The sequence below is a fragment of the Rufibacter ruber genome, from assembly GCF_014138425.1.
Lineage (GTDB): Bacteria > Bacteroidota > Bacteroidia > Cytophagales > Hymenobacteraceae > Nibribacter > Nibribacter ruber_C.
This window is the reverse complement of the sequence record NZ_JACJIQ010000004.1, coordinates 195,624-221,048: the sequence shown is the minus strand read 5'-3', so window position 1 is coordinate 221,048 and position 25,425 is coordinate 195,624. Positions and strand designations below refer to the sequence as shown.

The 25,425-nt window shown below is 49.5% G+C and carries 15 protein-coding genes; 3 read left to right on the top strand and 12 right to left on the bottom strand.

The genetic code is table 11. The annotated features are described in order from the left end of the window. Positions 1-231: 231 nt before the first annotated feature. On the top strand, positions 232-1,125 hold the full coding sequence (gene uvsE, locus FHS90_RS06505; RefSeq protein WP_182512428.1) for a UV DNA damage repair endonuclease UvsE: 894 nt from the start codon (positions 232-234) through the stop codon (positions 1,123-1,125). Between the two features lie 593 nt (positions 1,126-1,718). Further along, positions 1,719-2,723, top strand: a complete 1,005-nt coding sequence (locus FHS90_RS06500) for a DUF6929 family protein (RefSeq protein WP_182512427.1) — start codon at positions 1,719-1,721, stop codon at positions 2,721-2,723. 219 nt (positions 2,724-2,942) lie between these two features. Here FHS90_RS06500 and FHS90_RS06495 read toward each other — a convergent pair whose 3' ends face one another. The 10 genes from FHS90_RS06495 to FHS90_RS06450 all read right to left on the bottom strand — a co-directional run bounded on the left by FHS90_RS06495 (position 2,943) and on the right by FHS90_RS06450 (position 17,308). After that, complete coding sequence (locus FHS90_RS06495; RefSeq protein ID WP_182512426.1) at positions 2,943-3,371, bottom strand: T9SS type A sorting domain-containing protein; 429 nt, start codon at positions 3,369-3,371, stop codon at positions 2,943-2,945. Positions 3,372-3,461: 90 nt separating this feature from the next. Then, positions 3,462-4,172, bottom strand: coding sequence for an SGNH/GDSL hydrolase family protein (locus FHS90_RS06490; RefSeq protein WP_082893467.1), 711 nt, complete (start codon positions 4,170-4,172; stop codon positions 3,462-3,464). 142 nt (positions 4,173-4,314) lie between these two features. Beyond that, entirely contained in the window at positions 4,315-5,700 is a 1,386-nt protein-coding gene (locus tag FHS90_RS06485) for a lysophospholipid acyltransferase family protein (RefSeq protein WP_182512425.1), read from the bottom strand. 288 nt (positions 5,701-5,988) lie between these two features. After that, a complete protein-coding gene (locus tag FHS90_RS06480; protein ID WP_182512424.1) occupies positions 5,989-6,717 on the bottom strand; it encodes a Dph6-related ATP pyrophosphatase in 729 nt (242 codons plus the stop codon). 446 nt (positions 6,718-7,163) lie between these two features. Then, complete coding sequence (locus tag FHS90_RS06475) at positions 7,164-7,688, bottom strand: DUF4843 domain-containing protein (protein WP_182512423.1); 525 nt, start codon at positions 7,686-7,688, stop codon at positions 7,164-7,166. A 19-nt stretch (positions 7,689-7,707) separates the two neighbouring features. Next, positions 7,708-9,180 (bottom strand): RagB/SusD family nutrient uptake outer membrane protein, encoded by a 1,473-nt coding sequence (locus tag FHS90_RS06470; RefSeq protein ID WP_182512422.1) that lies wholly within the window; start codon positions 9,178-9,180, stop codon positions 7,708-7,710. 62 nt (positions 9,181-9,242) lie between these two features. Beyond that, a complete protein-coding gene (locus tag FHS90_RS06465) occupies positions 9,243-12,272 on the bottom strand; it encodes a SusC/RagA family TonB-linked outer membrane protein (RefSeq protein ID WP_182512421.1) in 3,030 nt (1,009 codons plus the stop codon). Positions 12,273-12,611: 339 nt separating this feature from the next. Further along, positions 12,612-13,715 carry a DUF6588 family protein gene (locus FHS90_RS06460; protein WP_182512420.1) on the bottom strand — a complete coding sequence of 368 codons (1,104 nt, stop codon included), beginning with the start codon at positions 13,713-13,715 and terminating at the stop codon, positions 12,612-12,614. Positions 13,716-13,864: 149 nt separating this feature from the next. Continuing rightward, positions 13,865-14,620, bottom strand: a complete 756-nt coding sequence (locus FHS90_RS06455; protein WP_066831998.1) for a sulfite exporter TauE/SafE family protein — start codon at positions 14,618-14,620, stop codon at positions 13,865-13,867. Between the two features lie 117 nt (positions 14,621-14,737). Next, complete coding sequence (locus FHS90_RS06450) at positions 14,738-17,308, bottom strand: lamin tail domain-containing protein (protein ID WP_182512419.1); 2,571 nt, start codon at positions 17,306-17,308, stop codon at positions 14,738-14,740. Between the two features lie 170 nt (positions 17,309-17,478). Here FHS90_RS06450 and FHS90_RS06445 point away from each other — a divergent pair, with 170 nt between their 5' ends. After that, complete coding sequence (locus FHS90_RS06445; protein ID WP_066831819.1) at positions 17,479-18,468, top strand: aspartate-semialdehyde dehydrogenase; 990 nt, start codon at positions 17,479-17,481, stop codon at positions 18,466-18,468. Positions 18,469-18,784: 316 nt separating this feature from the next. Here the strand turns inward: FHS90_RS06445 and FHS90_RS06440 are convergent, their stop codons facing one another. Together FHS90_RS06440 and FHS90_RS06435 are read right to left on the bottom strand one after the other, a co-directional pair. Beyond that, on the bottom strand, positions 18,785-19,132 hold the full coding sequence (locus FHS90_RS06440) for a hypothetical protein (RefSeq protein WP_182512418.1): 348 nt from the start codon (positions 19,130-19,132) through the stop codon (positions 18,785-18,787). A 492-nt stretch (positions 19,133-19,624) separates the two neighbouring features. Then, complete coding sequence (locus tag FHS90_RS06435; protein ID WP_182512417.1) at positions 19,625-25,132, bottom strand: phosphodiester glycosidase family protein; 5,508 nt, start codon at positions 25,130-25,132, stop codon at positions 19,625-19,627. Between the last annotated feature and the right edge of the window lie 293 nt (positions 25,133-25,425).

The window sequence follows — 25,425 nt, the reverse complement described above, 5'->3', positions numbered from 1 at the left end:
AGATGTACGCTCTCTGTTAAACTGTACGCAAAAATAGGCTTTTTTGCCGCGCTTGCAAACGGAGAATTTGAGATATAGCCCGGGCTCGCCCATTTCTGTTTTTGGCTTGTTTTCAGAAAAACAGGCCAAAAACACCATTCCCCCGGCGCAGAACCCATCTTCTCCCCCGCCGTTTACTAACCAGAAACATCTGCCGTGGGCAATGGTTACCTGTACGTAAACCTCTGGAACATGAAGATTGGATATCCTTGCGTGAATGAGTCATTGGACTGCAGCTCGTCTGGCACGTTCCGGCTGGCCTCGTATTCTGAAGAACGGCTGGTAGAAACGGTAGAGAAGAACCTGGCCTGCCTGCGCCGTATTCTGGAGTACAACCTGCAGCACGGGTTTCTGTTCTTCCGGATGAGCTCTGGGCTGGTGCCGTTTGCCAGCCATGCCGTGAACACCTACAACTGGCAGGAACATTTCAAGCTAACCTTCAGGCGGCTGGGCGATTTCATAAAGAAGCACGGCATGCGCATCTCTATGCACCCAGACCAGTTTGTGGTGCTCAACTCGCCAGACGAGCGCATTGTGCGCAGCAGTATAGCCGAACTGGTCTACCAGGGCAGCGTCATGGATCTGATGGGGCTGGACGCCACGGCCAAGCTGCAGATTCACGCCGGTGGCGTGTACGGCGACAAACCCGCGGCCCTAAAACGCTTTATTCACACCTACCAAAACCTATTGCCCGAAGAAGTGAAAGCCCGCCTGGTGGTGGAAAACGATGACCGCCTCTACAGCCTGCGTGATTGCCTGGAACTGCACGGCGAAACAGGTATCCCCATTCTGTTTGACAATTTTCACCATGAGTGCCTGAACCAAGGCGAACCCATGGCTGAGGCCCTGCAACTGGCCGCCGGTACCTGGCACCCAGAGAAAGACGGTGTACTCATGATGGACTACAGTTCCCAATCTATGGGTGAGCGCAAAGGCAAGCACACCACCAGCCTAGATACAGATTTGTTCCGGGAGTTTCTCACCCACCTCAAGGGTCTGGACGTGGACATTATGCTAGAAATTAAAGACAAGGAAGCCAGCTGCCTCAGGGCGCGGCAGGTGCTGGAAGAACTGGCACTGGTATAATCCTGTTTCCGGGCTGTTTTTCAGAAAACAGACCCAAAACAGAAACTTTCTCCGCCGCCACTGAGAAACTCATTTAAGGGCATAGTTGGCGTCTATTCATATAGAAACTGTCTTTTAAGAGCTTGTTGACATTTGTCTTTCGTGCTGCAAACAGGTAACAAAATTACCTGATCTCGCGGTTGCCTCGCCCCATGGCGCTGGTATGCCGCTCTAAAAACGCAACCGAAGAATCCTTTGCCCCCGGTTTTCGCCTGCAAAAGCAAACTGTAAACCGCCTAAAGGGAGTGAGGCCAACTTGCTTTTCTGTTTTAGGGCCGTTTTTCAGAAAACAGACCTAAAACAGAAGACATTGACCGGGAAGCGGAACTCGTAAAGCAAAGCCAAGGCATTTGTGGGATCGCTTCTAAGCCCCAGGGCCAGGACAGGGTTGCCAGAGGTGTTTTTTGCTACCGTCATAGCAGTTGCATGGCAAGAAATCTCCGCAACAGCTACGCAGTTTTTTCGGACGGCACGTAAGATAAACAGTAGCCTTGTTCGGCCATTCACAAACTTTTAACTACCGCTGTCTTTCCGGCGGCTGCGTAACACTAGAGATGAAGAAGCTTAACGTACTCTTTTCAGCCCTGTTCCTGTCTATGACTGCCATCACCGCCTGCCAATCCCCCTCAGAGTCATCTGCCCCGTCTGCGGTGATCACCAGAAAGATGGAGCTCAAGGGCATACCGTCAGCGTCTGGCATTGAGCGGGTAGGCAACCAGTTCTACGTGATTGGCGACGACTCGCCGTACCTTTTCTGCCTGAACGCGCAGTATGAAATTATACAGAAAACGGCGTTACTGGCGTCTAGCGCCCTGCAGAACGGCCGTATCCCCAAGCCGGTCAAGCCTGACCTGGAGGCAATTACCTCCCTTGCCCTGGAAGGCCAGCCGTACCTGCTGGTGCTTGGCTCCGGCTCTACTGACAAGCGCAACCACGCCTACCTAGTGCCTATTTCCAGCCAGGGGGCAGGCGCGCCCCAGGCTATTTCGCTCGCTAGCCTTTACAAAAGCCTGAGCACTGACACCGCGGTGGTAGGAGGGGCCTCCCTGAACATTGAAGGCGTGGCCGCCGATGAGGAATACCTGTACCTGCTGCACCGGTTTTCGCCCCAGGGGCACAACGCGGTGCTCATTTACACCATGGCCTCTGTCTCCCCGTTCCTGCAAGGCAGAGCCGCGGCCCCCAAACCGTACAAGGTGCAGACGTGGGCGCTGCCTGATCTGGAAAATATCAAAACCGGCTTCTCTGGGGTAGCCTCTGCCCTTGGCGGCAAACTGCTGTTCACGGCCTCTGCCGAAGAAACCCCCAACGCCGTGCTGGACGGTGAAGTGTACGGCAGCATGGTAGGCTGGCTCAACGTGTACCATACCTCTGCCCCACAGCCCTCCAGGCCCAGCCTGGTGAGCCCCATCACTGAGGCGAACGGTACTTCCTACAAAGGTAAAATTGAATCAATAAGTGTCCTGAAGAACACCTCAGAAAGAAGTTTGACGGCGGTGGCGGTGGCAGACAGTGATGACGGCCTCTCTGAATTGATTGAGCTGGAATTCAACTGGTAAACCAACCACTTTACAAAATTCAAGCACATGCTCTGCATCATCAACTGGATAGGAGCTGACGGGTGAACCGTAAGCGCCCCGCAGACAGGCTGCCTCCCCCACCGGTTGAAAGTAAAAAAAACAGGCCTGTTTCTGTTCGTGAGCTCCTACCACCTGCAAAAAAGCATGGGTCTGTGCCGAAATATCCGCCACAGACCCATGCTCATGCTTTCTTCCCTTCTATCTCAACTTCACCCGTACCTTCTTCCAATACACGGTGGTAGGGGTTTTCACTTCTACCAGGTAAATACCGGCCCTAAGTTTGCCAATGCTCATGGGCTCTGCCAGGGTATGGTCACCGGCTGCAATGGGTTTGGTAAACAGCACTTTGCCAGAGGCGTTGGTAAAATAAAGGGTGCCGGCTTCCTTCATTTCCTGCTGAAACGAAAGCATGAACGCGTCATCGTTCTTTTGAACCGGGTATAGATCCAGCCCAGAGAGGGTCTCCCGCCGTATGACCGGCGTCTCTTTGCCGGGGGCGGCCATGGCCACCATCCTACCCTGGAGCGGGGCGGCAACTTGTCTGGTTTGGGCCTGGGCGGGAACAAAAGCTAGTACAGCAAATCCGGCCATCAACACAACGCTTGCGTAGTTTTTTTTCAACTTCATAGTACTAACGGTATGGGTATAACATGTCTGCCACGGTGGCAAAAGCACCTATACATATTCCGTTCCAAAAATGAAGAAGCGGAGAAGAAGTTATTCGTTTACTATGGCTTTGGCCGAAGGCAGTGCCCGCTGCGCCCACTGGAGATACATTTTACTGCTGTAGTGCAGCTGGTCTGGGGCCAGCATGTCTGGAGACTGAAGCACCAGCAGCGACAGGTCATTCACATCTGCCACGGCCACCCCCTTGGCGGCAGCTTCGGCCTTGATCACGTCATTGAACGCTTTGACCTGCGCAGTGATCTGGGCACGGTTACGGCCAGCGGCAAACGGGGTGGCCCCCCAATCTGGAATGGTCAGCACCAGCACATTTTTTGGGTTCTTCTGCGCCAGGGTGGTGCTAATAGACAACAGAGTCTTGAATTCATTCTTGAACTCATCTAAACTGCGGCCCTGAAACTGGTTGTTCACCCCAATCTGAAGCGTCACCATGCCGTAGTCATTAGGGATGCTCACTGACCGTAGCCGCTTTAACAAATCAGCGGTAGTCCATCCAGATTCGGCAATCACCAGGGGTTCGCCCACCTCAATGTTTTCCTGGCTCAGGAGTTGGGAGAGTTGCGTGGTCCAGCGCCCGTTAGGAGTTATTCCTTCGGCTTTGGTATAAGAGTCACCAAGTGCCAGAAATTTGGCAGAGGCGGGCAGCGGCGAGTTCAGCGCTTCATTTAATGGATCATCTGTGCTTTGGCACGAGGCAAAGGCGAGGGATACGAACAGGAGGAGGAAGTTGGAAAGCTGGCGCATCAGAAAAAAAAAGTTAAATTCTTTGAAACCTATAGAAAAGCAACTTCGTAAAATGCCCTTCTTTTCTCGCCAACAGCTACCTTTCCGGAAATGTTCAATTTAACTATTTTTTTCTTTCTCCGGCAACAGTAGCGTAGCTGATTTACACGGGCCCTATTTTGGGGCCATTTTCAGAAAAAGAGGCCATAAACTCCCCCCGCGCGCCTTCCAGATCTGCCATGAGCTTCTGTCTTTGGGCTAGCAAGTGCTGCAAAACAACAGAGCGTTTATAAAACAATGTAAAAAAAATCCAATGCCTGCGTGCCACTTGAATACGGTGCCAGTAGTGCAGCACAAAAAAGCCGGTTAGGGGAAGCGCCACCAGATACGCTACAAGCTCCCAACCAGAGAGCCCCCACCAGTGGTGCCCTCCCCACCCTACCAAGGCGTAGAACAGCGGAAAGGTGAATATGCCAATACTCATCATCATGGGCGCGTGAAACTCAATATCTTTGGTGAGCGCACGTGCAATTTTGGCTGGCAGAATATACGGCAGGTAGTTGTGAACCAGCCCAAACAGGTAAACCGGCAAACCTAGCACCAGGTACACCAGTGTTTGCACGGTTCCCCATGCCACCCGGCTGGTTTTGGGGGTCGCTTTCAAAGCTTCGGGCTGCAGCCCAATACTTTTGAGGTGCTGCAGGTAATCGTTCAGTTCGGTACGCAGCTGGTGCACCCGCTCGGGCTGTCGCGCCTCAAAGTATTGAATGCTCTGCACAATGCCTTTGGTCACCAGAAATTTCTCCTCCGGCTCTGTGGGTGCCAGATCCAGCTCATCTACCAGTGTCTTCTGGTACACGGCCTCCACCTGGGCAGCCAGGGCATCTTCCTCATCGGTCTCAGTATGGATCACCAGTTCCTCCATGCGCTCCTTAAGCAGGTCAGTGAGGGTTTGGGCGGCTTTGAAGGCGTCTTGCTCATAGGCTTCCTGAAAGCTTTTTAGAACAATGGGCTCCCCTACTTTCACAAATACCTCGCTCCTGAACCGCGAACCTTCTTCATAGTTAATGCCCACCGGCACAATGCGCACCCCCAGGTTAAAGCCATGCTGGGCTTCGGCCCCCAGCCCAATGCGGGCGGTACCGGTTTTAATGGGCCGCAGGCGGCGCTGCATAAAGCTGTTGCCCTCCGGGAAAACCATTAAGGTTCCGCCGCCGCTCAGGAACTCATAGCACTTGGCAAAAGTGGCGTCATTCTGGGCTTTCACATTGCCCCCCACGTCTTCCCGCCGGTACACCGGGATCATGAACAGCCGGTGGAACAGCCAGGCTTGCCAGCCGGGTTTAAAGAAACTGCTCTTAGCCAGAAAGTAGATGTTCTGCTTCATGAGGCTGGCGGTGATTACCGGGTCCATGAATGTGTTGGGGTGGTTTGACACCACAATCACCGGTCCTTTGTCTGGCAGCAACTGTTTATTCTGCACGGCAATGCGCCTGAAATAGATGCGCGACGCAGCCGTTAACAATACCCTGAGCAGGAAATACAGCATAGACTCTCCAATTAGCAGAGAAAGCTACGCATTTTTGGCCTGTTTTCAGAAAAACAGGTCAAAAACAGAAAAACAGGCGGGGCACCATGGCCCCTGCACCCGCCCGCGTTGCCTACGGGGTACGCCTTGGTTGTGCACCAGAAACCTCAGACAGCAGCTTCAGATCCACTTTTGCAAGTTGACTCAACTCTATTAGTCTGAGAATTTTCACCCTTTCAGGGGTGCCATACGGGCCTGGCATGGCTTTACAGCCACAAAAAACCGCTTTCTGTTTCACAATGCCGGCTCTTACCTCCTTTGCAAATCACAGAACCAGAAACCGGTATCATAGGAAGGCGGCGGCACCGAAACAAAACAATCATCTTGGTTAGAAACAGGGGCGTAGCTTTTGAATACCACCTCCCCCACCTGCACTGGCACCGGGTGCCGGAAGTTAGGCCCGTCATAGACAAACGAATGGAATTCGCCGTTTTCCCCGCAGGGATCTACACCCGCCGGAAGGTCTTTCACCAACCGTTCATCCAGTTCCCGACCCGCAAAAGAGGCATCCAGGAGCTTCGCGTTCACACATACTACCTTGGCTTTGAACCCCGCCCGCCAGAACTCCTCCAGAATACTCTCAGGCTTTTCCTGCCACAGCGGAAACAACGCCGTCACTACTACCGCCTGCAACTGCTCTTCGCGGTACTGCCGCAGGTCCTCCAGATAAATATCTCCAAATACGGCGTGCGTGATACCCTCTCCTTTCAATTGCTGCCACTCCTGCAGCATCTGCTGGTTGTACACGGGCATGCTGTTGTTCTCTGGCAGGTAAATCGGCCTCCAGGGCAGCCCCACCGCTCTGACCTGCGCCTGCATGAGCTCCTGACGCACACCGTGCATGGTGACCCGCTGGTGCGCCTGGCTCATCGTCGTCAACAGGCCGCACAGTTGGTACTGGTCTTGTTGCTGCACGCGGTGAAGCGCCAAGGCAGAATCTTTGCCGCCGCTCCAGTTGAAAATGGCTTTGGGTTTCATGGCAGCAAGGTACTGAAAAGCGGCCACTCCTGTTTTTGCTCTATTTTGGCTAAAACAGGCCGGAAAGAGGAAGTTGCGCCCTGCTTGGCACAACATAAATGGCATAATGCCTTTTCCCTCAGTCCAGATAGTTAGATAAGGTGATATATAACTTTTCTTAACTATCGGGCTAGAGACATGTTACATCATTGCTACCTCTTCTGCGGAAAATCATGTGTCAATTAAACAAACCACACACACCTGCTGCCCCAAAGTACTGAGGTAGAAGAAGTATTCTCTTCTGCTTACAGATAAATATTCCTTTGCGACTTCCTTCAACAACAAATTCAAAAGCTATCTGATTCAAAATCAGCATTTTATTATATAATCAATAGTCAAGAATGCTTATTAACAAAAAAAAGGCTCTGAGAATATTCAGAGCCTTTTTTTATGCTTAAAATTTATTACTACTGCTGATTAATAGAAATCCCTATACGCTTATAATTTTCATTAGCTGGCAGGTTTTCATTCCCTACTAACTCTAAGACTAATCTTACAGCTGTAGTAGAAGAAACACCGGGATTTAGAATTGGAATAGAAACTTCACCAAAACTTGAATTTGCCGGTATAGTTACTTTTCCCGCAAGAGGGCTATAATGAGTACCCGCAACCGCAGTAGTCTCCTCAGCAACTATTTTGTAAGCAACCTCTGTCTGTTCAGGTCGGTGAGGCCCAACTAAATTAACCCTCAAAGTAATAGTTCCTGACGCTCTGGTTATAACAGGATTTGAAGTAGAAACAAATTGACCATAATTAGGCCTCCTGGTTAATAATGTATAATTCTTTGCGACACCATCAACTACTGATTTAGCATTCCAGGTAGCCGCATCAAATTCTACCACACTCTTTTCATATATTATCTCATCATTTTCAATGCATGAAAATGCGAATAACGCCACAATGGCAACTAAAAGAAAATTTAATTTATTCATTCTCTTAAATGTCAAGTTTTTAATAACCAAAGTTCTGCTTAAAGTCAGGATTGCCATCTGTCTCAGATGTTGGAATCGCTGGCAAAATCACATCATCTTCAAACAAAATAGTAGGCACACCTGGTTGAGCTGGCTTTATAATATTGAGCCCTTTTCTCTTAAGATCAAAGAACCGGTGACCTTCAAAAGCGAACTCAATTCTTCGCTGTAGCATAATTTCATTTTTGATGTCTTGTCCAGTGACAACAGCAATATCAATTGCAGGCAAGCCTCTACTTACTCTTAATGTGTTAACATCTTGAAGCGCCAAACTATTATTATTAAGTTCAGAATAAGCCTCTGCCCTATTTAAGTACATTTCTGCAATCCTTAAAACTGGCACGTTATCCAAATTAACAGTTCCGTTTTTCCCAATGAACTTAGTTGTTTCAATATTCACAGTAGATCTACCGGTTCCTCCAGCTTCAAAAAGGCGGCCACGAATGTCGCTTGAATAAGTAGCTCCAGTGATTGTTCCTGCTGCATTTCTCACAGGGGTCACTCCTAGTGCCGCTAACAATGGATCAGTTGGCACCAAATCACCAAACCCAACGGCTGACCCTCTGGTACCTCTTATTGTCAGAGTTGTAAAAGTTGTTTGCAAAGACTCATTAACACCTATATTCTCATTAGTATTTCTGAATTCTACTTCAAACAAGGACTCTGTATTTACAGCGGTAGACCAAGCATTCAGGTAATTGCTAGTATTTAACAAAGTAGCCCCTCTTGCAGTAATCACTGCACTTGACATTTCAATAACCTTATTCCAGTCTTTTCTGTAAAGTGCCACTCTTGAGAACAAAGCTTGCGCAGCTTGTTTTGAGGCAACATTAGGACGACTTGTTGAAGTCATATTCCCTAATTTATCTACAGCATCTGTTAAATCAGCATAGATAAGATCATATACTTCGTCAATTGAAGCCCTGGTTGGTTTATAAGTCAGCGCTCCTTCTTTAGTTGTTATTGCTTTAGTTATGATAGGCACACCTCCTCTATTCTTAGCTTCAACTATAGCCCCAGGAATGTAAGCATATGCACGAACCAAATCAAAGTAATACAATGCTCTTAAAAACTTAACCTCACCAGTCCAAGCTGTTTTCTCAGCATCAGTAACGGTTGGGTCAGCCATGTTTGGGATTGCTTCCAGAACCAGGTTCGCTCTATTTATTGCACTAAAGTTATTGGCATAATGCGTAAAATGTGAACCTCTAGCATTTCTAGCCTCGGTGACCAAACGCCCTGAGTGGTTAGTAGCTCTACCGTTATCTGAAAGAGCTTCAGGCAAGGTAATCAAACGATTACCATAGTTTGTGGTGGCCTTAAGTGGAGAATAAATACCCACAATTGCTGCTTTAAGATTGTCTTTAGACGCAGTCAAAGCACCTTCAGCATCAATGGATTGTGCTGGATCCTGATCAATTAGATCTTCACAGGAAACCATAGAGAATGACATACTGGATGCTAGTGCTATCACTCCCAATTTATATAGAAATCTGTTTTTCATTTTGATAGTAATTAAAAGCCAATTTGCAAGCCCACTGTTACATTTTTAGACTGAGGAACTATACCAGTTGCTTCACCGAAATATTCAGGGTCATACCCCAAATGATCATCATACGTAAACAAGTTGGTGCCTTGCACATACAAGCGTCCAGACTTTAAGTGTACCTTAGATAACAGCCCTTCTGTAAAATTATACCCAAACTGAACTGTTTTCAATCTGATATAGTCTGTCTTACGGAAAGTTCTGGTAGAGCCTAATATGTGATTAGACCCTTGGTCTTCGGCACCAGTGAAGTATGGCCGTGGAACATCAGTGATTTGACCAGGTGTTGTCCATCTTCTATTGAAGATGTCTGTGAAGGCATTTAGGTTTCTAGTACCATTTTCCATCAAAAAGTTCACCTGCCCATCAGATTGTCTTCTTCCATACTGATACTGGAACAAGAAATCCAAGTCAAACCCTTTATAAGTAAATGTGTTTGTCATACCACCCGTATGTTTAGGGCGCGTGCTACCAATAATTCTTCTGTCAGTTGAAGCTGCTGGTTGATACGTTATATTACCATTTGCATCATGCCACATTGGGCGGCCAGTAGCTGGATTAACACCCGCATATGAATAAGACCAGATGGTACCAATGTCTTCCCCAACTCGCAAAGAAGGGTCAGAAGGCAAGACTTGTTGGCCGCCGTACAGTTTCGTTATTTCATTATGAATGAAAGTATAGTTGAAGTTTGTCTTCCACTGAAAACCATTCATGTCAAGATTTACAGTATTCAATTCAAACTCCAACCCTCTTTGTTCCATTGCTCCTACATTAACTCTAATTGAAGAATAACCTAGTGTGGTAGGTAGTGGTTGAGAGAACAACAAATCATCATTAGTTTCAAAGAAACCACCAATTGTACCTGAAACTCTATTTGAGAAGAAAGCGAAGTCAATACCTAAATCAATCATTTCCCGTACTTCCCACTTCAAATCTGGGTTTGGCAAGCTGCTTGGCCCAATGCCAGATGCACCGCCATATACACCAGCGCCACTATATAAATACCGGGCATCAAAGTTACCAATACCATCACGCCCATTTCTTCCCCAGCTTGCTCTTAGCTTTAAGTTATTGATCCAATCATATGATTTCAAGAAGTTCTCCTCAGAAATATTCCATGCAGCAGCAATGCCTGGGAATAAACCAAATCTGTTGTTTGCACCAAATCTAGAAGAACCGTCATACCGTAAACTACCTTTCACCGAGTACTTACCATTGAAAACATACCCTAATGTTCCGAACACAGCAGTACGCTTATAACCCGTTTGGAAACCACCTGTACTAACCGGATTCGCTGCTGAGTTAATATTCTGGAATTCAAAAGAGGGGAAGTTATCTGCTGAAGCAGAGAAACCTTGATTTTGATCACTTCTATATTCAAAACCTAATTGAGCATCTACTTTATGCACTTCAGCAAAACGAGCGCCATAGGTCAATAACTGAACTGTTTGAAGGTTTGTATTCCAATCTGACTGCTGCTGAGCCAAGCCTCTTCTAGCAAATGCATCTTGTGTTCTAGGATCACGGTAAGAGAAACCCTGTGTCAAGTTGTAATCTATACTATAAGATGAACGGAAGTTTAAAGAAGGCAAAATTTTATATGCAAAAGCAAACGTACCTATCACCGCATTAGTTCTCTGAGTAGCCTCATTAAACTCATTCACAGCCAAGACATTTTGATTCAAAACACCTCTAAAGGAAGGTGTTGTACCTGGCAAACCATAATACGTCCCATCTTCTTTCCTGAAAGGATTTGAGGGTAAAATTAAGCTAGCAGCGAAAGGTCCACCCCCAATAGAAGTTCCTGAAACAGTAAAAGGAGCATTTTGTAAAATAGTGCTCAAGTTCAGGTTTGTCTCAAAAGAAAGCTTATCTGTTGCATTATGATTGACATTCATTCTCAAGGTTGCCCGCTCAAAATCAGCTTTAGTAGCTATTGCTTCTTGCTTATTATAACCTCCTGAAATAAAGAACAAAGTCTTTTCATTACCTCCACTAGCAGAAAGCTCATAATTTCTTACTTTACCTGTACGAAAAACCTCACGCTGCCAATCATAAGAAGGCAACGCTGAAACTTCTGTATCTGGTGCGGCATCAGCAAGCCCAAAATCTCTACGAGCCAAAATTCTAGCATTTGCTAAGCTATATCCGTAGTTAGAATAAGCTTCTATTTTCTGGGTATAAAGTTGCTGTGTATTTAGCACATCAAAGTATTTAAGGGGCTCTGACACACCTCCATAAACATTTGCTGTAAATTTAGTTCTACCTGCTTTCCCTCTTTTGGTAGTAATAATCACCACACCATTCGCCGCTTGTGAACCATACACCGCAGCCGTTGCTGCATCTTTAATTACTTCAATAGACTCTATATCATTGGTGTTGATCGAAGCCAATGGATTAGACTGGGTAAATGAGGCACGGTCTGACACGTTCAGCTGCACACCGTCAACAATATAAAGCGGAGTAGTACTGGTATTGATAGAACCAACTCCACGAATTTGCACATTGATAGCACCACCAGGCAAACCGTTAGCTGACTGCACCACTACCCCGGCAGCTCGCCCTTGAAGAGCCTTATCAAGAGAGGCTATAGGTTGATTTTCAAAAGAAGCACCTGACACTTGAGCTATTGAACCAGCCACTTCCCGCTTCTCTTGCACACCATAACCGGTTACAACAATCTCTGAGATTTGACGGTTATCTGCCGCCAGGCGCACATTCACAGTTGACTGAGAACCAACTGCCACTTCTTGGTTGACATACCCTATAAAGGAGAATACCAGGGTTCCACCCGCAGATGGCACGTTGATAGAGTAGCTACCATTCACATCTGTTGGAGATGCGGTACTGGTACCTTTGAGTTGAACTGTCACACCAGGCATTCCCTCTCCTGATTGCGCGTCAGTCACTCGTCCTGTTACAGTTCGGTTCTGCGCCCACGCCTGCCCCACAAGCGCTAACACAAACACGAAGCTGAATAGTAAAGCTTTCTTCATTTGGTTTTAAGGTTTGTTTGTAGATAATTATTGTTAATAACCAAATATAAGCACCGGCTCAATATTAACAAAATCTTAACATTTAATTTTTCACAGAACAAGCAACTTTATTCAGCCGACTACGTAACCCTTCATCCCGCTTCTATGACTTATTATTATTTTTAATAAAGTTTGTTTAGCTTATATTTAAAATATGGCAACAATAATTAAATAAGTTTACACTATTCACAAGACAGCAACTCTATACTTACACAATCACCAAATATCTCCACTCCCAAACAGGAAGAGCCCCCTGCTTATGTAAAGCAGGGGGCTCTTCCTGTTTGGGAACCTAACTTTTTAATTCCAGCCGAAGCCTATCCCAGCCATAGCGGTAGAGTATTTTGCAAAAGTGTACTCTCCGTAGATTGAAAAGAACGCCAGTTTCAAACGCAGGCCAGCATTCAGCCCAAACTGACTGTCTTTCATGGAAACATCAATGGGCTCAGTGATATCTTCTACGTACCTTTGGTAAGGAGGCGTAGACCTGATAGAAGGAACCGGGTACCTTCCCACCGCTGTCAAATCAGTCTGCACGTTGCTATACTTCACCCCGGCATAGCCGGTGATCACACTTAATGTTTTGGAGGCAACCAGACTGGCTGTCCAGGCTTTAGTGGTCAGCTCAATGCCCTGGCCATCATAGTAGCCCGGGGCGCTCTGCGCAGCAGAAGGGTTGTCAGCAGCCTCAGGGGTTACCTCTATGCCGCGGTAGGCACTTTTAAGATTGGTATAGCCGCCAAACACCGTTATGTCAAAACCAGGCACTTTGCTTAGTACCGGAATCCACTGTTTGATGCCGTGCTTCAAACCCACCCCCCAGAGGCCGGCCTCAAAATCATCAAATTTGGTATTCGGCACAAAGCGGACGGCAATCTCTGTGTCTTTGATAAGGCCTACGCTTAGCTGCGCAATAGGGAAAGGCAATATATCTATCCCAGAACCCGGAGGCGAGTTGAAACTGGCAACCTCCTGTTTTATTTCTACCCCGGCAGGTGTTCTTGTCTTGGCATAAATGGTCAATTCAGGGCCGTCTTCATCACGCCCGAAGAACGTGGGCGCAGTAGTGGACTTACCAGAAACCACTACCTGGTCACTCAGACCAAGGGTAGCCAGGTCAAAGGTCTTGGCTTCATCTGGGGCAAAGGTGGCCGTACCAAAAATACGGATGTCAAAGCGGCCCAACCCCATGGCTTTGCCTGAGTTGAACCAGCCTCCGTTCAGGCTGTGGCCCAAAGCCTTCCCCACAGGATCTGCATAGGCTTTGATTAACTTGTTGGCATCGCTCTGGTTAGCCCTGATAAAATCACCCACCTCATCCTGCGCCTGCGCAGAGGGCAAGGCTAGAAAAAGCCCCACCACGGGTAGAGCCCATAACACTTTTTTAAGTAGAGATTTTCTCATTCTGATTTTTTGTTGTCTGTCTTAATTAAATTTCTCAACATGCTAACTTCTGTATAAATCAGAAACTTTCAAACAGGCGGCAAAAGAATACTCACAATTGAGTAGCTGTTTTAGGCCTGTTTTCCCAAAAACAGGCCTAAAACAGCGCATTATGAAAACGTATCATAGGCAAACTTGAGAATAATGGCCGCCACCACCACCAGAAACAGCTTTCTCACAAACCCAGAGCCTTTCGCCAACGCAATACGGGTCCCCACCATGGAGCCCAAGACACTGCTCACGGCCATGGGAATTCCAATATGGTACAGGATGTACCCTTTGTACCCAAAATAGAGCAACGCCGAAAGATTGGTGGCCACATTCACCACTTTGGCAGAGGCCGAAGCCGCCAGAAAGTTAAACCCGAAAACGCCTACAAAAATGAACATGAGAAAACTACCGGTACCGGGGCCAAAGAAACCGTCATAGAACCCAATCACCAGCCCTACTGCCACCCCGTACCACAGCTCCTTGCCGGGCGGGAGCTTGGGGGAGTGAATCGCCCCGAAGTCTTTCCTAAAAAAGGTGTAAACAGCCACCGAGATCAGAAGAACCAGAATCAGGGGCCGCAGCAGGTCGGCGTCAAAGTGGCTGAGGGCGCGGGCCCCCAGAAAGGAGAAGACAAAGGCGGTTACCGCGGCCGGCAGCAGGGCGCGCCAGTTAATCTCCACGTTGCGCGCGTACCGCCACATAGAAACGGTAGTGCCGGCTATGCTGGAAAGCTTACCGGTACCAAAGACCGTGGGAATAGGCACGTGGGGCAGAAACACAAAAAGGGCGGGCAGTTGAATGAGGCCTCCCCCACCTACAACAGAATCAATCAAACCTGCCAAGAAGGCAAACAGGCACAGGTACACAATCTCCACGGCGCAAATATTAACCCAGAGCGGGCGGTTAGGCCACAAAGATTCTGAAAAGGAAAGGTGATTTCAAACAGCCCCAAGCGCAGCTTTCCGTTTTTGGCCTGTTTTTCTGAAAACAGGTCAAAAACGGCCACCCACCACGGCGGTTTCTTTCAGCACCTCCCTGCCTCCCTGCAGGTTGAACAGCTCCACCAGCACCACATAGTACCCAACAGCAGCTTTGCCCCCGCTGTCAGTGAGGCCGTCCCACTGCAGCAGCGTTTCTGCGCCCAGCAAAGTATTGCCCGCCAGTTTCCGCACCAGCCTGCCGTGGGCATCAAAAATGGTAACGGTAGCGGCAAAACCGGGCTGCGGAAGGTTAAACTGCAGCAGAAGGGCATCATCCTGCCCGTCACCGTCTGGGGTGAACGTCTTGGGGGTAAGGGTCAACTTGCCCGTAGCGGCAACACGTTGGGCTTGCGAGTTCTCATAACCGGGAGTGGCGCCTACTGGCGTGGCCGCCGAATGGAAATTTGCCGCAACCGAGGGGCCGGTGACCGAGATACGCTCCAACGAAACCCCTTCGGCATCACTGATCAGCCTGAAATGCTGGGAACTTTGGTAGCCCACCTCATCTGCCACGGCTCTGTCTGGCAACAGGAGCACCACCGTACCGGCGGCATCTGGATAAGACGGGAGCGATCCCATTCCCCAGAACCTCTCTGCGTTCCCGGCCGGGTATTCCCGCAGCAGGACTTCGGGCGAAGAAGTCAGCACCAGGTACTGCCCCGGCTCCAGCAACAGCGGCTGGGCCGTGATCACCCGCTCATTTGCCACACCCCCAGCCTCCCTGTTGGCCAGCCGCCAGTTCTGCAGGCTTACCACCTTGCCGCTTCTGTTTACCAGCTCCACAAAATCAACGCCACCGGTTCTGGGGTTAAACAGGATCTCATTCACTACCACATCACCTGCCTGCGCTGACGCCGGCAAGACCACCACCCTTTGCTGCCCGGCAACTGCCCGGTTCCCAGTACAGTCCCGCAGGCCCTGCACCGTCACCACATATCTGCTGCCGGGCTGCAAAGGGGTGGCCAGGGTTAGCTCAACCTCAGAAAGGGAAGCCCCTGTTACCTGAACCCTGCTTACCGCAACCCCCGGCGAGACGGCATATTTGCTCACCTCTGCCGCATCCAGGCTGTCTAACGGCTCATCAAACTGCAACCAAATCTTTTCAGGCCCGGTGGCGAAGGCCTGCAGTAACACGGGCGCGGCGGCATCTGTCTGCCGGAGGGAGTTAGGCTGCCCCGGTGTGCCGCCCCGCGGGTTCTCAGAGGCTTTCCATTGGGAGGCACCAGTGCAGAGGCTGTTCACCTGCATCAGTTCCAAAGACCAGCCGCCCTCCCGCTTAGCCGCCTCCCGGTACCAGGAGGAAGTATAGCGCACCAGATCAATTAACTGCCCGGCGGCATCAAACAACTCCACATCATCACCGCTGTCATTGAGCGATGGAAATATGTTCAACCCCACCACCGAACCGAAGGGTTTGTACAGGGAAGTGTCAGCTGCAGCACATATTATTATATAGGTGTCCGGTTTCAGCAGATAGGCCGGAAACGTGCCGGCGTTGGCCGTGGCATCTGAGTATTTCCACCCCTGCAGGTTAAAGGTCTTGTTGCTGCGGTTGTAAATCTCAATGAACTCGGCAGCAGGCAAATCCTGTAAGGGATTTATATCGGCGTAGATCTCTGTAATGACCACATCGCCTTTGGCGGCGGGCGGGGCAAACGCAAAAGAACCGGTAAGATTTTGGGCAATATTCCCTTCAGTATCTACCGCCCGCAGCACCTCCAGCACGTTGTTCCCTGTTGCAAACTCTTCATCAAAGCGCAACCGCACTTGATGCGGCGCTGCCTGCTGCCACACAACCGCAGCTGGCGTTCGGTTACCGTTCAACCGGTAGTTGGCCAGATTTCTGGCCTCAGACTCCCTGAGCGGCTCAGAAAACGTAAGCAGCAGCGCCTGGCTGCCTTCTGGCACCACTGAGATGAAAGAGGGGGCCGCAACGTCTCTCACCATGAAATCATCAAAAAAGAACTTCTGCGCGTTGGCCTGTGAGTACCTGAACACCACTCCGGCGTACGCCGAAGTGGTATACCTGCTATCCTGCACCGTGCCCTGCAGAACATAGTTTTGCCGGGTACCGGTTACATCCAGCTCCAGCCTCCATTCATGGGCAGGGGTTCTGGTGACCCGCACCCAGAATCTGTTGTCTGAGGCGGCAATAGTTTTGTCAGGGCCATTTATGATTTTGTTGACGGTGCTGCCGTCTTTGCGAAACAGGCTCACCTCATCTTCTGTGCCGCCCATGCGCACAAAATAGCCACGCACGCTTCCTTTCAGCTCGGGGCCGTCAGCTGTCAGGTGCACTTCAGCGTAGTTTCCAGAGGAGGTGGCCAATGCCAGCTGCACGTAATATTCCCACTGCACGCCCACCGCCAGTTGATTAGCCGTGGCCAACTGCAACGTGGTGCCCGTCACGGCCGGACCTTTGCTCTGGAGCTGCCGCGCCGCGTTCACCTGAAAAAGGGGGATATCCCCCACCCAGGCAGGGTTTTGGGTGAAGTCCCCGTCAGAGAAAGACTCCTGCACCTGCGCCCGCAGTTGACAAATTCCTGCTATTCCTATAAGAATTATGAGAAAGAGTGACCTCATCTCCTAGATCTACTTTAATTATTGTAAAAAGTTGGTTTCCTTTGCGGAGGCGGCTCCCGCGTTTTTGGCCTGATTTTCAGAAAATAGCGCCAAAACAGAGATTGGCAAGCATTGGCAGCAACCGCCTGTTTACCTCAATAGAACTGTTAATTATCTAGATACACCCTTACATGAAAGTAGCTGTAGTAGGCGCCACCGGGTTAGTGGGTGGCGAAATGCTGAAAGTACTGGCGGAGCGTAACTTCCCGGTAGACGAGTTGTTGTTAGTGGCCTCTGAGAAGTCAGTGGGCCAGAAGATGAGCTTTAAAGGCAAGGAATACACGGTGGTGAGCATGGCAGACGCCATTGCCCAGAAGCCCCAGATTGCCATTTTCTCGGCTGGCGGAAGCGTGAGCAAGGAGATGGCCCCTAAGTTTGCCGAGGCCGGCACCACCGTGGTGGACAATTCCTCTGCCTGGCGCATGGACCCTACCAAGAAGCTGGTGGTTCCGGAGATCAACGCCAAAGAGCTGACCAAGGAAGACAAGATCATCGCCAACCCCAACTGCTCCACCATACAGATGGTGGTGGCCCTGAACCTGCTGCACCAGGCGCTCAAGATCAAGCGCATAGTGGTGAGCACCTATCAGTCTGTAACGGGTACGGGCAAAAAGGCCGTGGACCAGCTCATGAATGAGCGCGCCGGCAAAGAGGGCGAGAAAGCCTATGCCTACCAGATTGACCTGAACGTGATCCCGCACATTGACGTCTTTGAGGCCAACGGCTACACCAAAGAAGAAATGAAGATGGTCAATGAGACCAAGAAAATCATGGGCGATGACTCTATCAAGGTAACCGCTACCACCGTGCGCATTCCCGTGGTAGGCGGTCACTCTGAGTCTGTGAACGTAGAGTTTGAGAAGGATTTCACCCTGGAGGACGTGTACCGTCTTCTGCAGGAAACCCCAGGCGTGGTGGTAGTAGATGATGTGGCCAACCTGCAGTACCCTATGCCCAAAGATGCCCACGGCAAAGACGAAGTGCTGGTAGGTAGAATCAGGAGAGACGAAACCCAGGAGAGAACCTTGAATATGTGGATCGTGGCCGACAACCTGCGTAAGGGCGCCGCCACCAACGCCGTTCAGATTGCCGAATACCTGGTGCAAAACGAACTGGTATAGCAGAGCGTATCTTCTGTTTTCGGCCTGTTTTTGAGAAAACAGGCCGAAAACAGAAGATAATTTTTAGCTCCAACAGATTTTTACGAGTACCTTATACTCTACCCTACTCGTCCCGCCTCGGCCTATACTTACAGCTGGAGCGGGACGTTTTCTTTACGCTAGCGCATCAGTTTCAGGATAGTTTGCGCTTTTGACCAAGAATTACCCCGAAGCCCATCCCCGAGGCGGCTTCTTTGATTTCCGCAGGAAGTGATGAAACCGGCCCCTCCCGCAAAGCCGGGCCAGGAACAGCACATTTCTCATTACGTGGTAAAGCTTACTTACCGTTCTGCCAGATCACCTCTAGCGCTTTCACTTCCTGGTCAAAATCAGGGCAGGTCTCATCTCCATTATAGCAGAGCAGGTTGCCTTCACAGTCATAGACGGCCTTAATTGAAATGACATTGGGCGCACAGGTGCCTATCACAAAGACGCTGTGCACGTTCAACGTGCCCCGCTGCACCACCTGGCAATACTCTGAGGTCTTCAGTTCTTGCACCTTTTCCTTCAGCCATTTGATGTTCTCTACCGGCTCTACAATAGCACAAGACTTTTTGATTGTTTCGTCTTCACAGGAGGTGAAACAGAACAGGGCAAGCAGCAAAAAGGGGTAAAGTGCTTTCATTGGGGTAGGCTTCTATGCTATAGATACCGGTTTACAGTTTTTAGTTGCCTGCTGATTGAATCTTTTTTATCGTGGCACTAAATATTTACATGATGCTTATCCAGATACCCAGCATACCTACAGACATTTGATTCTCTATATCTTACTCTGGCGGCAGTAAAAACCGTTTCACGTGCCTTGCAGACCCCACATTAACTGTCTTGCAGCACATTGGTCAACGGCCATACATGAAAAAAAACACGCGAGCCCCTTCACTTCTAAGCGGAGCAGCAAATACAGTTACTAAGGGCTATGACAAGCTAAACAACATGAGTTTATCCCCCTGAAAACAGGCTACTACCCATGAATACATTGCATCTGTTTTACGCCTAAAATCTAAAAAGCAGCCCAAAAACAGAACCACTCCATGCCTTGATGTTTTGGTGACAGGCTCTTACAAAAAAGGGAGGCGACATAGTCACCTCCCTTTCAGGTTATGTATTGTAAAAAGCTTTATTGCTTAATGATGCGCCTCACTACTTGCCCGTTAGGTGTATCTAACACTAGTATGTACATGCCAGCGTCTAACCGGGAAAGATCCAGTTCAGCTGCGCCACCTTTCACGTCTTGTTGGTATAGCAACTTACCCACAAGGCTGGAGATGGTTACTTTGGCTTGCTCCTTGGCTAATGGTACTGGCACTTTCAGGAACAGGTGTCCGGAGGTAGGTACCGGAAACACCTTTAGTTCATTGGCTAACTCGTCCTTCAGAATACCGGTTACATGGGGTACATCTGTAATGGAGAGGAAGTAACCGGCGGTATATGGCGCCTCTGCTTTCAACTGCTGCACTATCCCATTCACGACCCTGTCCCCTACCGGGAAAGCACGGTTATATATTGGAGACGTACTAGGCACAAAGGCTTCAACCATTCCCTGGCTGGTCTGGATTTGTACCGTGAAGCCGTGATAACCAACACCGGGGGTCCACTGACTTGCATTTGCAAATACCACGTTATGCAACGTTACAGGATATGACTCCAGTTCTTCAGACAAGGCATTCACTTGCATGGGCGTAGCTACCGGTTTGTTTGCAGCAAACATTCTTACAGAATCTACATCTAAACGCAGCAAGCCATTGTACTGGCGAAGTAACCCAACGGCGGCAATACTATCACCCATTAGAGGCACATAAGTCATTTCACCACGGGTCAGTTTGTATACCTGCAGCGCCTTGTCACCGTCTACCAATGAGAAGTCATAGGCAGCGGCTGAAAGGTTGGCACTGTTCACAATACCTTTCACCCGCACATATTTACCAGCCTCTGTGGCCACGCCACTGGTATTCACCGGACGCGTTTGGGCAATAGTATAGTCTACGGGTACTCTCGCAGGTTCCAGGGGGCCGCCAGCAGCAGGTATTACATATCTGTACACACGCCCTGCACTGTGAGAGCTAAGATAGAGTGTGTCTAAATTAGCTGTAAGAGCCAAGCCTCTCACCTGGCTTCCGCCAGTACCTAACTCAGGCAAAGGCAAAGTCCAGGACAGCACCTGAGTAGGGTCATGGTCATCTCTATAGTACAGTTTGGCTGGCTCTGAGCCCACAATATTGGTAGTGACAAACACACGGCCGTTACTCAGGGCAGTGACCGCGGTAGCCGCCGGACCAGGCAAGGCAATGGTCATATCATAGACATAGTTTTTGCCGTCGGTGCTGGTGTATTTGTACATCTTGCTCCCGGTCTCTACTGGAATATACAGCGTATTGCCCTCCGGCGAAATAGCGGCGGCGCGCACCGTCCCACTCCGTTGCGTCCCTAATTTGATATCAGCCACAACCTCAAAAGTGGTGGGGTCTGTGGTACTCTGTTTAACAATGGTATTGATATCACTGGCAACACCGGCTACGAAAACCCGCCCATCTGTGGTAGAGGTGGGGTTGGTGAAACTAGTGCCTCCTACCCAGCGGGCAATAGGCTCCCCGGTCACTGAATTCAGCTTGTAGAGGATATTGCTGTTGACCACCGTTAGGATATGACCATCATGGGCTAGGCCAATACCCCGCATATTAACGGCCTGGTCTCTAAAAGTTTGACCGGCCCCATTGGTGAAGTTTATATACTGGATGTAAGATTTATCATTCAGATAAAATTCAAGTTTGGGGCTGGTAAACTGATATTTGGTTCCATTAGGGTTGAACACCTGAATACCGCGGGCATAGCCTACGCTCCAGATTTTGCCGCTTCGGTCAACGGTAGTGCCGTGGGTGTTGGTAGTTGGGCCTGCCGCAAAAGAGGCGGTACAGTTGCCGTCTACATCTTTGGTGCCGCAATCATACACAAGATTAGGGGCAGGAATCTCTACAGGACCCGTTACAGGCTCTGTGCTTTTAGATACTTTTAAAGCTAGGGCCGCACCCATCTGCACATTCTTGCCATCAGTGGCTACTACGCGGTGATAGAGCGTGACTGGTTCATTCACGGGGGCATCACTTAGCAAAGTGAACCACTCTTCTTGCGGCACATTGTAGGCCGTGCTCACTCCCACGGCTTTTTCTAACACTATTTGGGTGAATTGGGCGTCTTTGGCTAATTGGTAAATGTAGGTTACCGCATTGGCCTCCGGATCTTTGGTGCCATTCCAAAGCACCGGGAAGGTGGCTTTGATGTTACGCACCGCATACACCTGGTTAGGTCCCTGTGAGGTAATCACCGGCACTTCCGGCGCCTGGTTTGCTGATTTATACAACTGCGTCCTTACTTCACCGGCGGGATACACATTGGTTTTGATGAGCACATAGAAAATACCTGTGGTCAACTGCTCTTTCAGGCTGCTGGTCAAAGGTAGGCTGCCGCTGAAGGTTCCAGTCTTTCCATCAGTTGAGGATACCTCCAGTGCCATGACCAGATTTCCTTCGGCTGGATAAAACCCTTTATAAAGCCCTACGGCGGCGCGGTCTGGCAACACTTTGCCTTGCAGATCACTAAATGAACCACTGATCTGAAGGGAGTTACCCACCTCTTCGGCGGTAACAGCACCGGTGGCAGGCAAAGTTTTGCTTTTCTCAACGTTATACGCCGACAGGTTACCCTGTGCTGAACCACTTACCACTACGTCTCTGCGGAGAAGATAGCCATTCAAGCCATTGATCACTTCAGGCAGACGCTGCTGGTTGAACACTTTCATGTTGGCAGCATTGGTTTCCTTTATCTCATAGGTGGTATAGATAACGGTGTCTTGCTCCAGAAACACATCTAACAGCGTGACGGTGTTAGGCGAAGTTTCTTCAAAGCCCAGATACTTGCGGGCACCGGCACCGGCAGCTCCTGCGTTCAGGAAGTCTACGCCTCCGTGCTTGCCAGGATAGTACGCGTGGTGGTGTCCACTAATGTAGGTGTGCACGTCCAGTTCCTCCATCATGGCCTGCAAGGCCGCGGCGTTGTTAAGAATGTTCCCCGCAGAATTATATTCCTGGGCTACGCCGTACAGCGGCAAATGGCCAACCAGGAATCTGAATTGGGCTTTTTTAGCCTCATCACTGCTGAACTGTTCGCGTACCCAAGCCAACTGCGCGCTGGAGATGGTAGCGCTGCTGGCCTCCCAAGACACGAAGAATATCTTTGAATCGGCGGTAGGTTTGTAGGAGAAGTAGAACGGGTAATTGGTCATGTCTACCGGGTGCCACTTGGGCGCATTTTCCGGCTTGCTCCAGTACTTGAGTGCCTCTGCGCGGTCAACTGCAATAGCGGCGTCATGGTTGCCCATGGTGAAGGCGTACGGTATGTTTGCATCACGCAGCGGTTTGGCAATTTTAGCGTCAAACCCATTCCACATGGCTTCTACCTGGGCCGCGGTGAGTGACGTGGACTGACCGGCAATCTGGTCACCACCCGCCACTACCATGTCAGGCTGCCATAACCTGGGTATACGCTGCATAATGCTGTCTACCTGCCACTCATACGTCACAGAACCAAAACCTGAGTTCAAATCTGAGATAACCGCCAGTCTGAAATCGCCGCGCGGCGGAGCCACTGTAACCATGTAGCTTCTATCAGCTTTTATGTTGTCTGCGTCTCTTAATTCAAACCTGAACTTCACTTTACTATTCACGGGTGACGTGAGCGTGTGGGTAAAGGTATAGTCAACACTGGGCTGGGCGGCTAGGGCAACAGTATTGCCAACCTGTTCCTCAGCACCGTTGTCAACGGTTTTAAAGACTTTCAGCTCTTTGACGTTTACTGAGGGTTGCCTCGTTTCTAGAGTAAGGTCTAAAGAGAAAGGCCGTAATTGCGGATGATTTCCTTCTATCGCTCCGTTTTTAAAGACCACCTGGGTAGGCGTAACAACGGTATATACAAAATTCTTTGACACCAGACGGCCCAGATTATCTTCTACCTCAAACCGGAACTGTACCTGGCTACCAATACCGTCGTTGGCATCATATGAGAAAGGGTAGGTGGAATTGTAGACGCCATTCAAAGCAACATCATCACCTATCTGGACTTCTGCACCATTATTTATTTTCTTAAAGACTCGTAGCTTTTGCAGGTTGACCCCAGTGTTGGGGCTAGTTAACTTCACCTCAAAAGTGACTGGCTGGTTCTGGATTGTCTCTGTTGCCTCCAGTCCATGCCCGAAGGCAACAGACGCCATGCTTTCTCCTACTTTCACGAGGTTAATAGCATCTACGGTCACATATTCGCCGGGGGCATTGTTACTGATGACCAATGAGTCATTAGGCCCTAAATCATAGGTGCCAAGCACATTATATTTACCTCCATTTATGGTCTGGTCTACTTTAACAGTATCTGCTTTGGCCACGCCCTGGCGGTAAATAATAAAGGGAGTAGCCGTACTACGGTTGCTGGCGGCTACCCACCAGGCGCTCAATTGGTAACGCCCTGGGTTTATACCACTCAGCCTATAGCTGGCAAACTTAGTACCGTCACCGGTAGCCAGAATACGGGCTTTAGAGGAGCCAAAATAGCCATCATTGTTAGATTCAGACCAAACTCCGCCGCGCTCGCTATACACCAGAGGGTTTTCTGTGTCATACACATGAGTACGGCGTTTCAAAATTAGGGCAGTAGGCACGGGACGGCTTTCTGAGGGCGTAATAGTAGGTTTCCCCATTACTACCATGTCAGAAGAACCGCCGCCGTCCAGGTTAATAGCTTCTACGGCGCCCAGGCTGATGAAAATTGCGGCCATCTCATCAAAGTTCACCCCCTCACTAATGGTGGGGTTCCGGCCTTCCACCACTAGCATGATCACTTTGTTGTCGGCGGTACGGCCAATAGCGGTTCTGGGGTGGCGCTCGTCCCCTTGGTTGAACTGCATCTCTTCATTATCTGGATAGGTGATTTTTGGCTTCCCATCATGCACCAGCATGGGGCCACCGCCAACGGCAGTGCTTACCGGCCAGACTTCTGCCCCGGCCGGAGACGTGGTGGTAGGCTGTTGGTCCAACGGTTTCGGGTTAGGATTGGGGTACTGATAGGTAGTTTTAGCGGTACCAACATGGTAAATCCAGGCCAAGTCTGCTATGTTTCCAGGCAATACCCCAAAGGCGCTTTTGGTAGGGTACAGGGTTTTGCCGCCAGAAGTCACTGAAGTGGGACTTGGCACCAGAATCTTACTGTCTTGAATAGCCACATTTTGGGCTACATAAGTGGTAGTGTTAAAGAAACCGGCATTGATGACGGCATAGACGGGGTCAGTTTCGGCTTTGCCCCAATTCAACACAGTTTTACCGGAAGAAGGCCCTGTGCCGCCGCCGTAGACGGCCTTTAGTTCCATGTTAGGGTCATTGAGGTCTACAATGGTGTAGAACATGCGCATGGGCCTGCCAGATACTGGTGTGTTTGAGTAAAACACCTGAATAGAGGGCGGCAGGCCAGCATTCAATTCGGCGGGTTTAGTCCAGGTGAGCTGTATCTGGGCGCTGGCCTCTGGCAGGGAGAGCAACCAAATACATAGCAACCCCAAGACCTTAAGGGGAAGTACGTGTTTTTTCATGAACGAATAGGTTAATTATGGGGGAAAGTTGAAAACGCGTAATGTATCCGTAAAAAGACGGGATGGGTATGCTTGTGTTCACTTATAATTAACCAGTTCTACTACCATGCTTTTGCACTTCCTGGGCTACTTTCTTCCCTACTTCTTTTCTGGTAGACGTTAGTATGAACTGACTTGGGAAATGTATTGGTTATTTATGTAATGATCAACAACTTAATAACAATTTTTAATTTTTAATTCATTTTTGGTATCTGTTAAGCCCCCGAGCCAGAGAAGATGTTAAATTAGTTTTA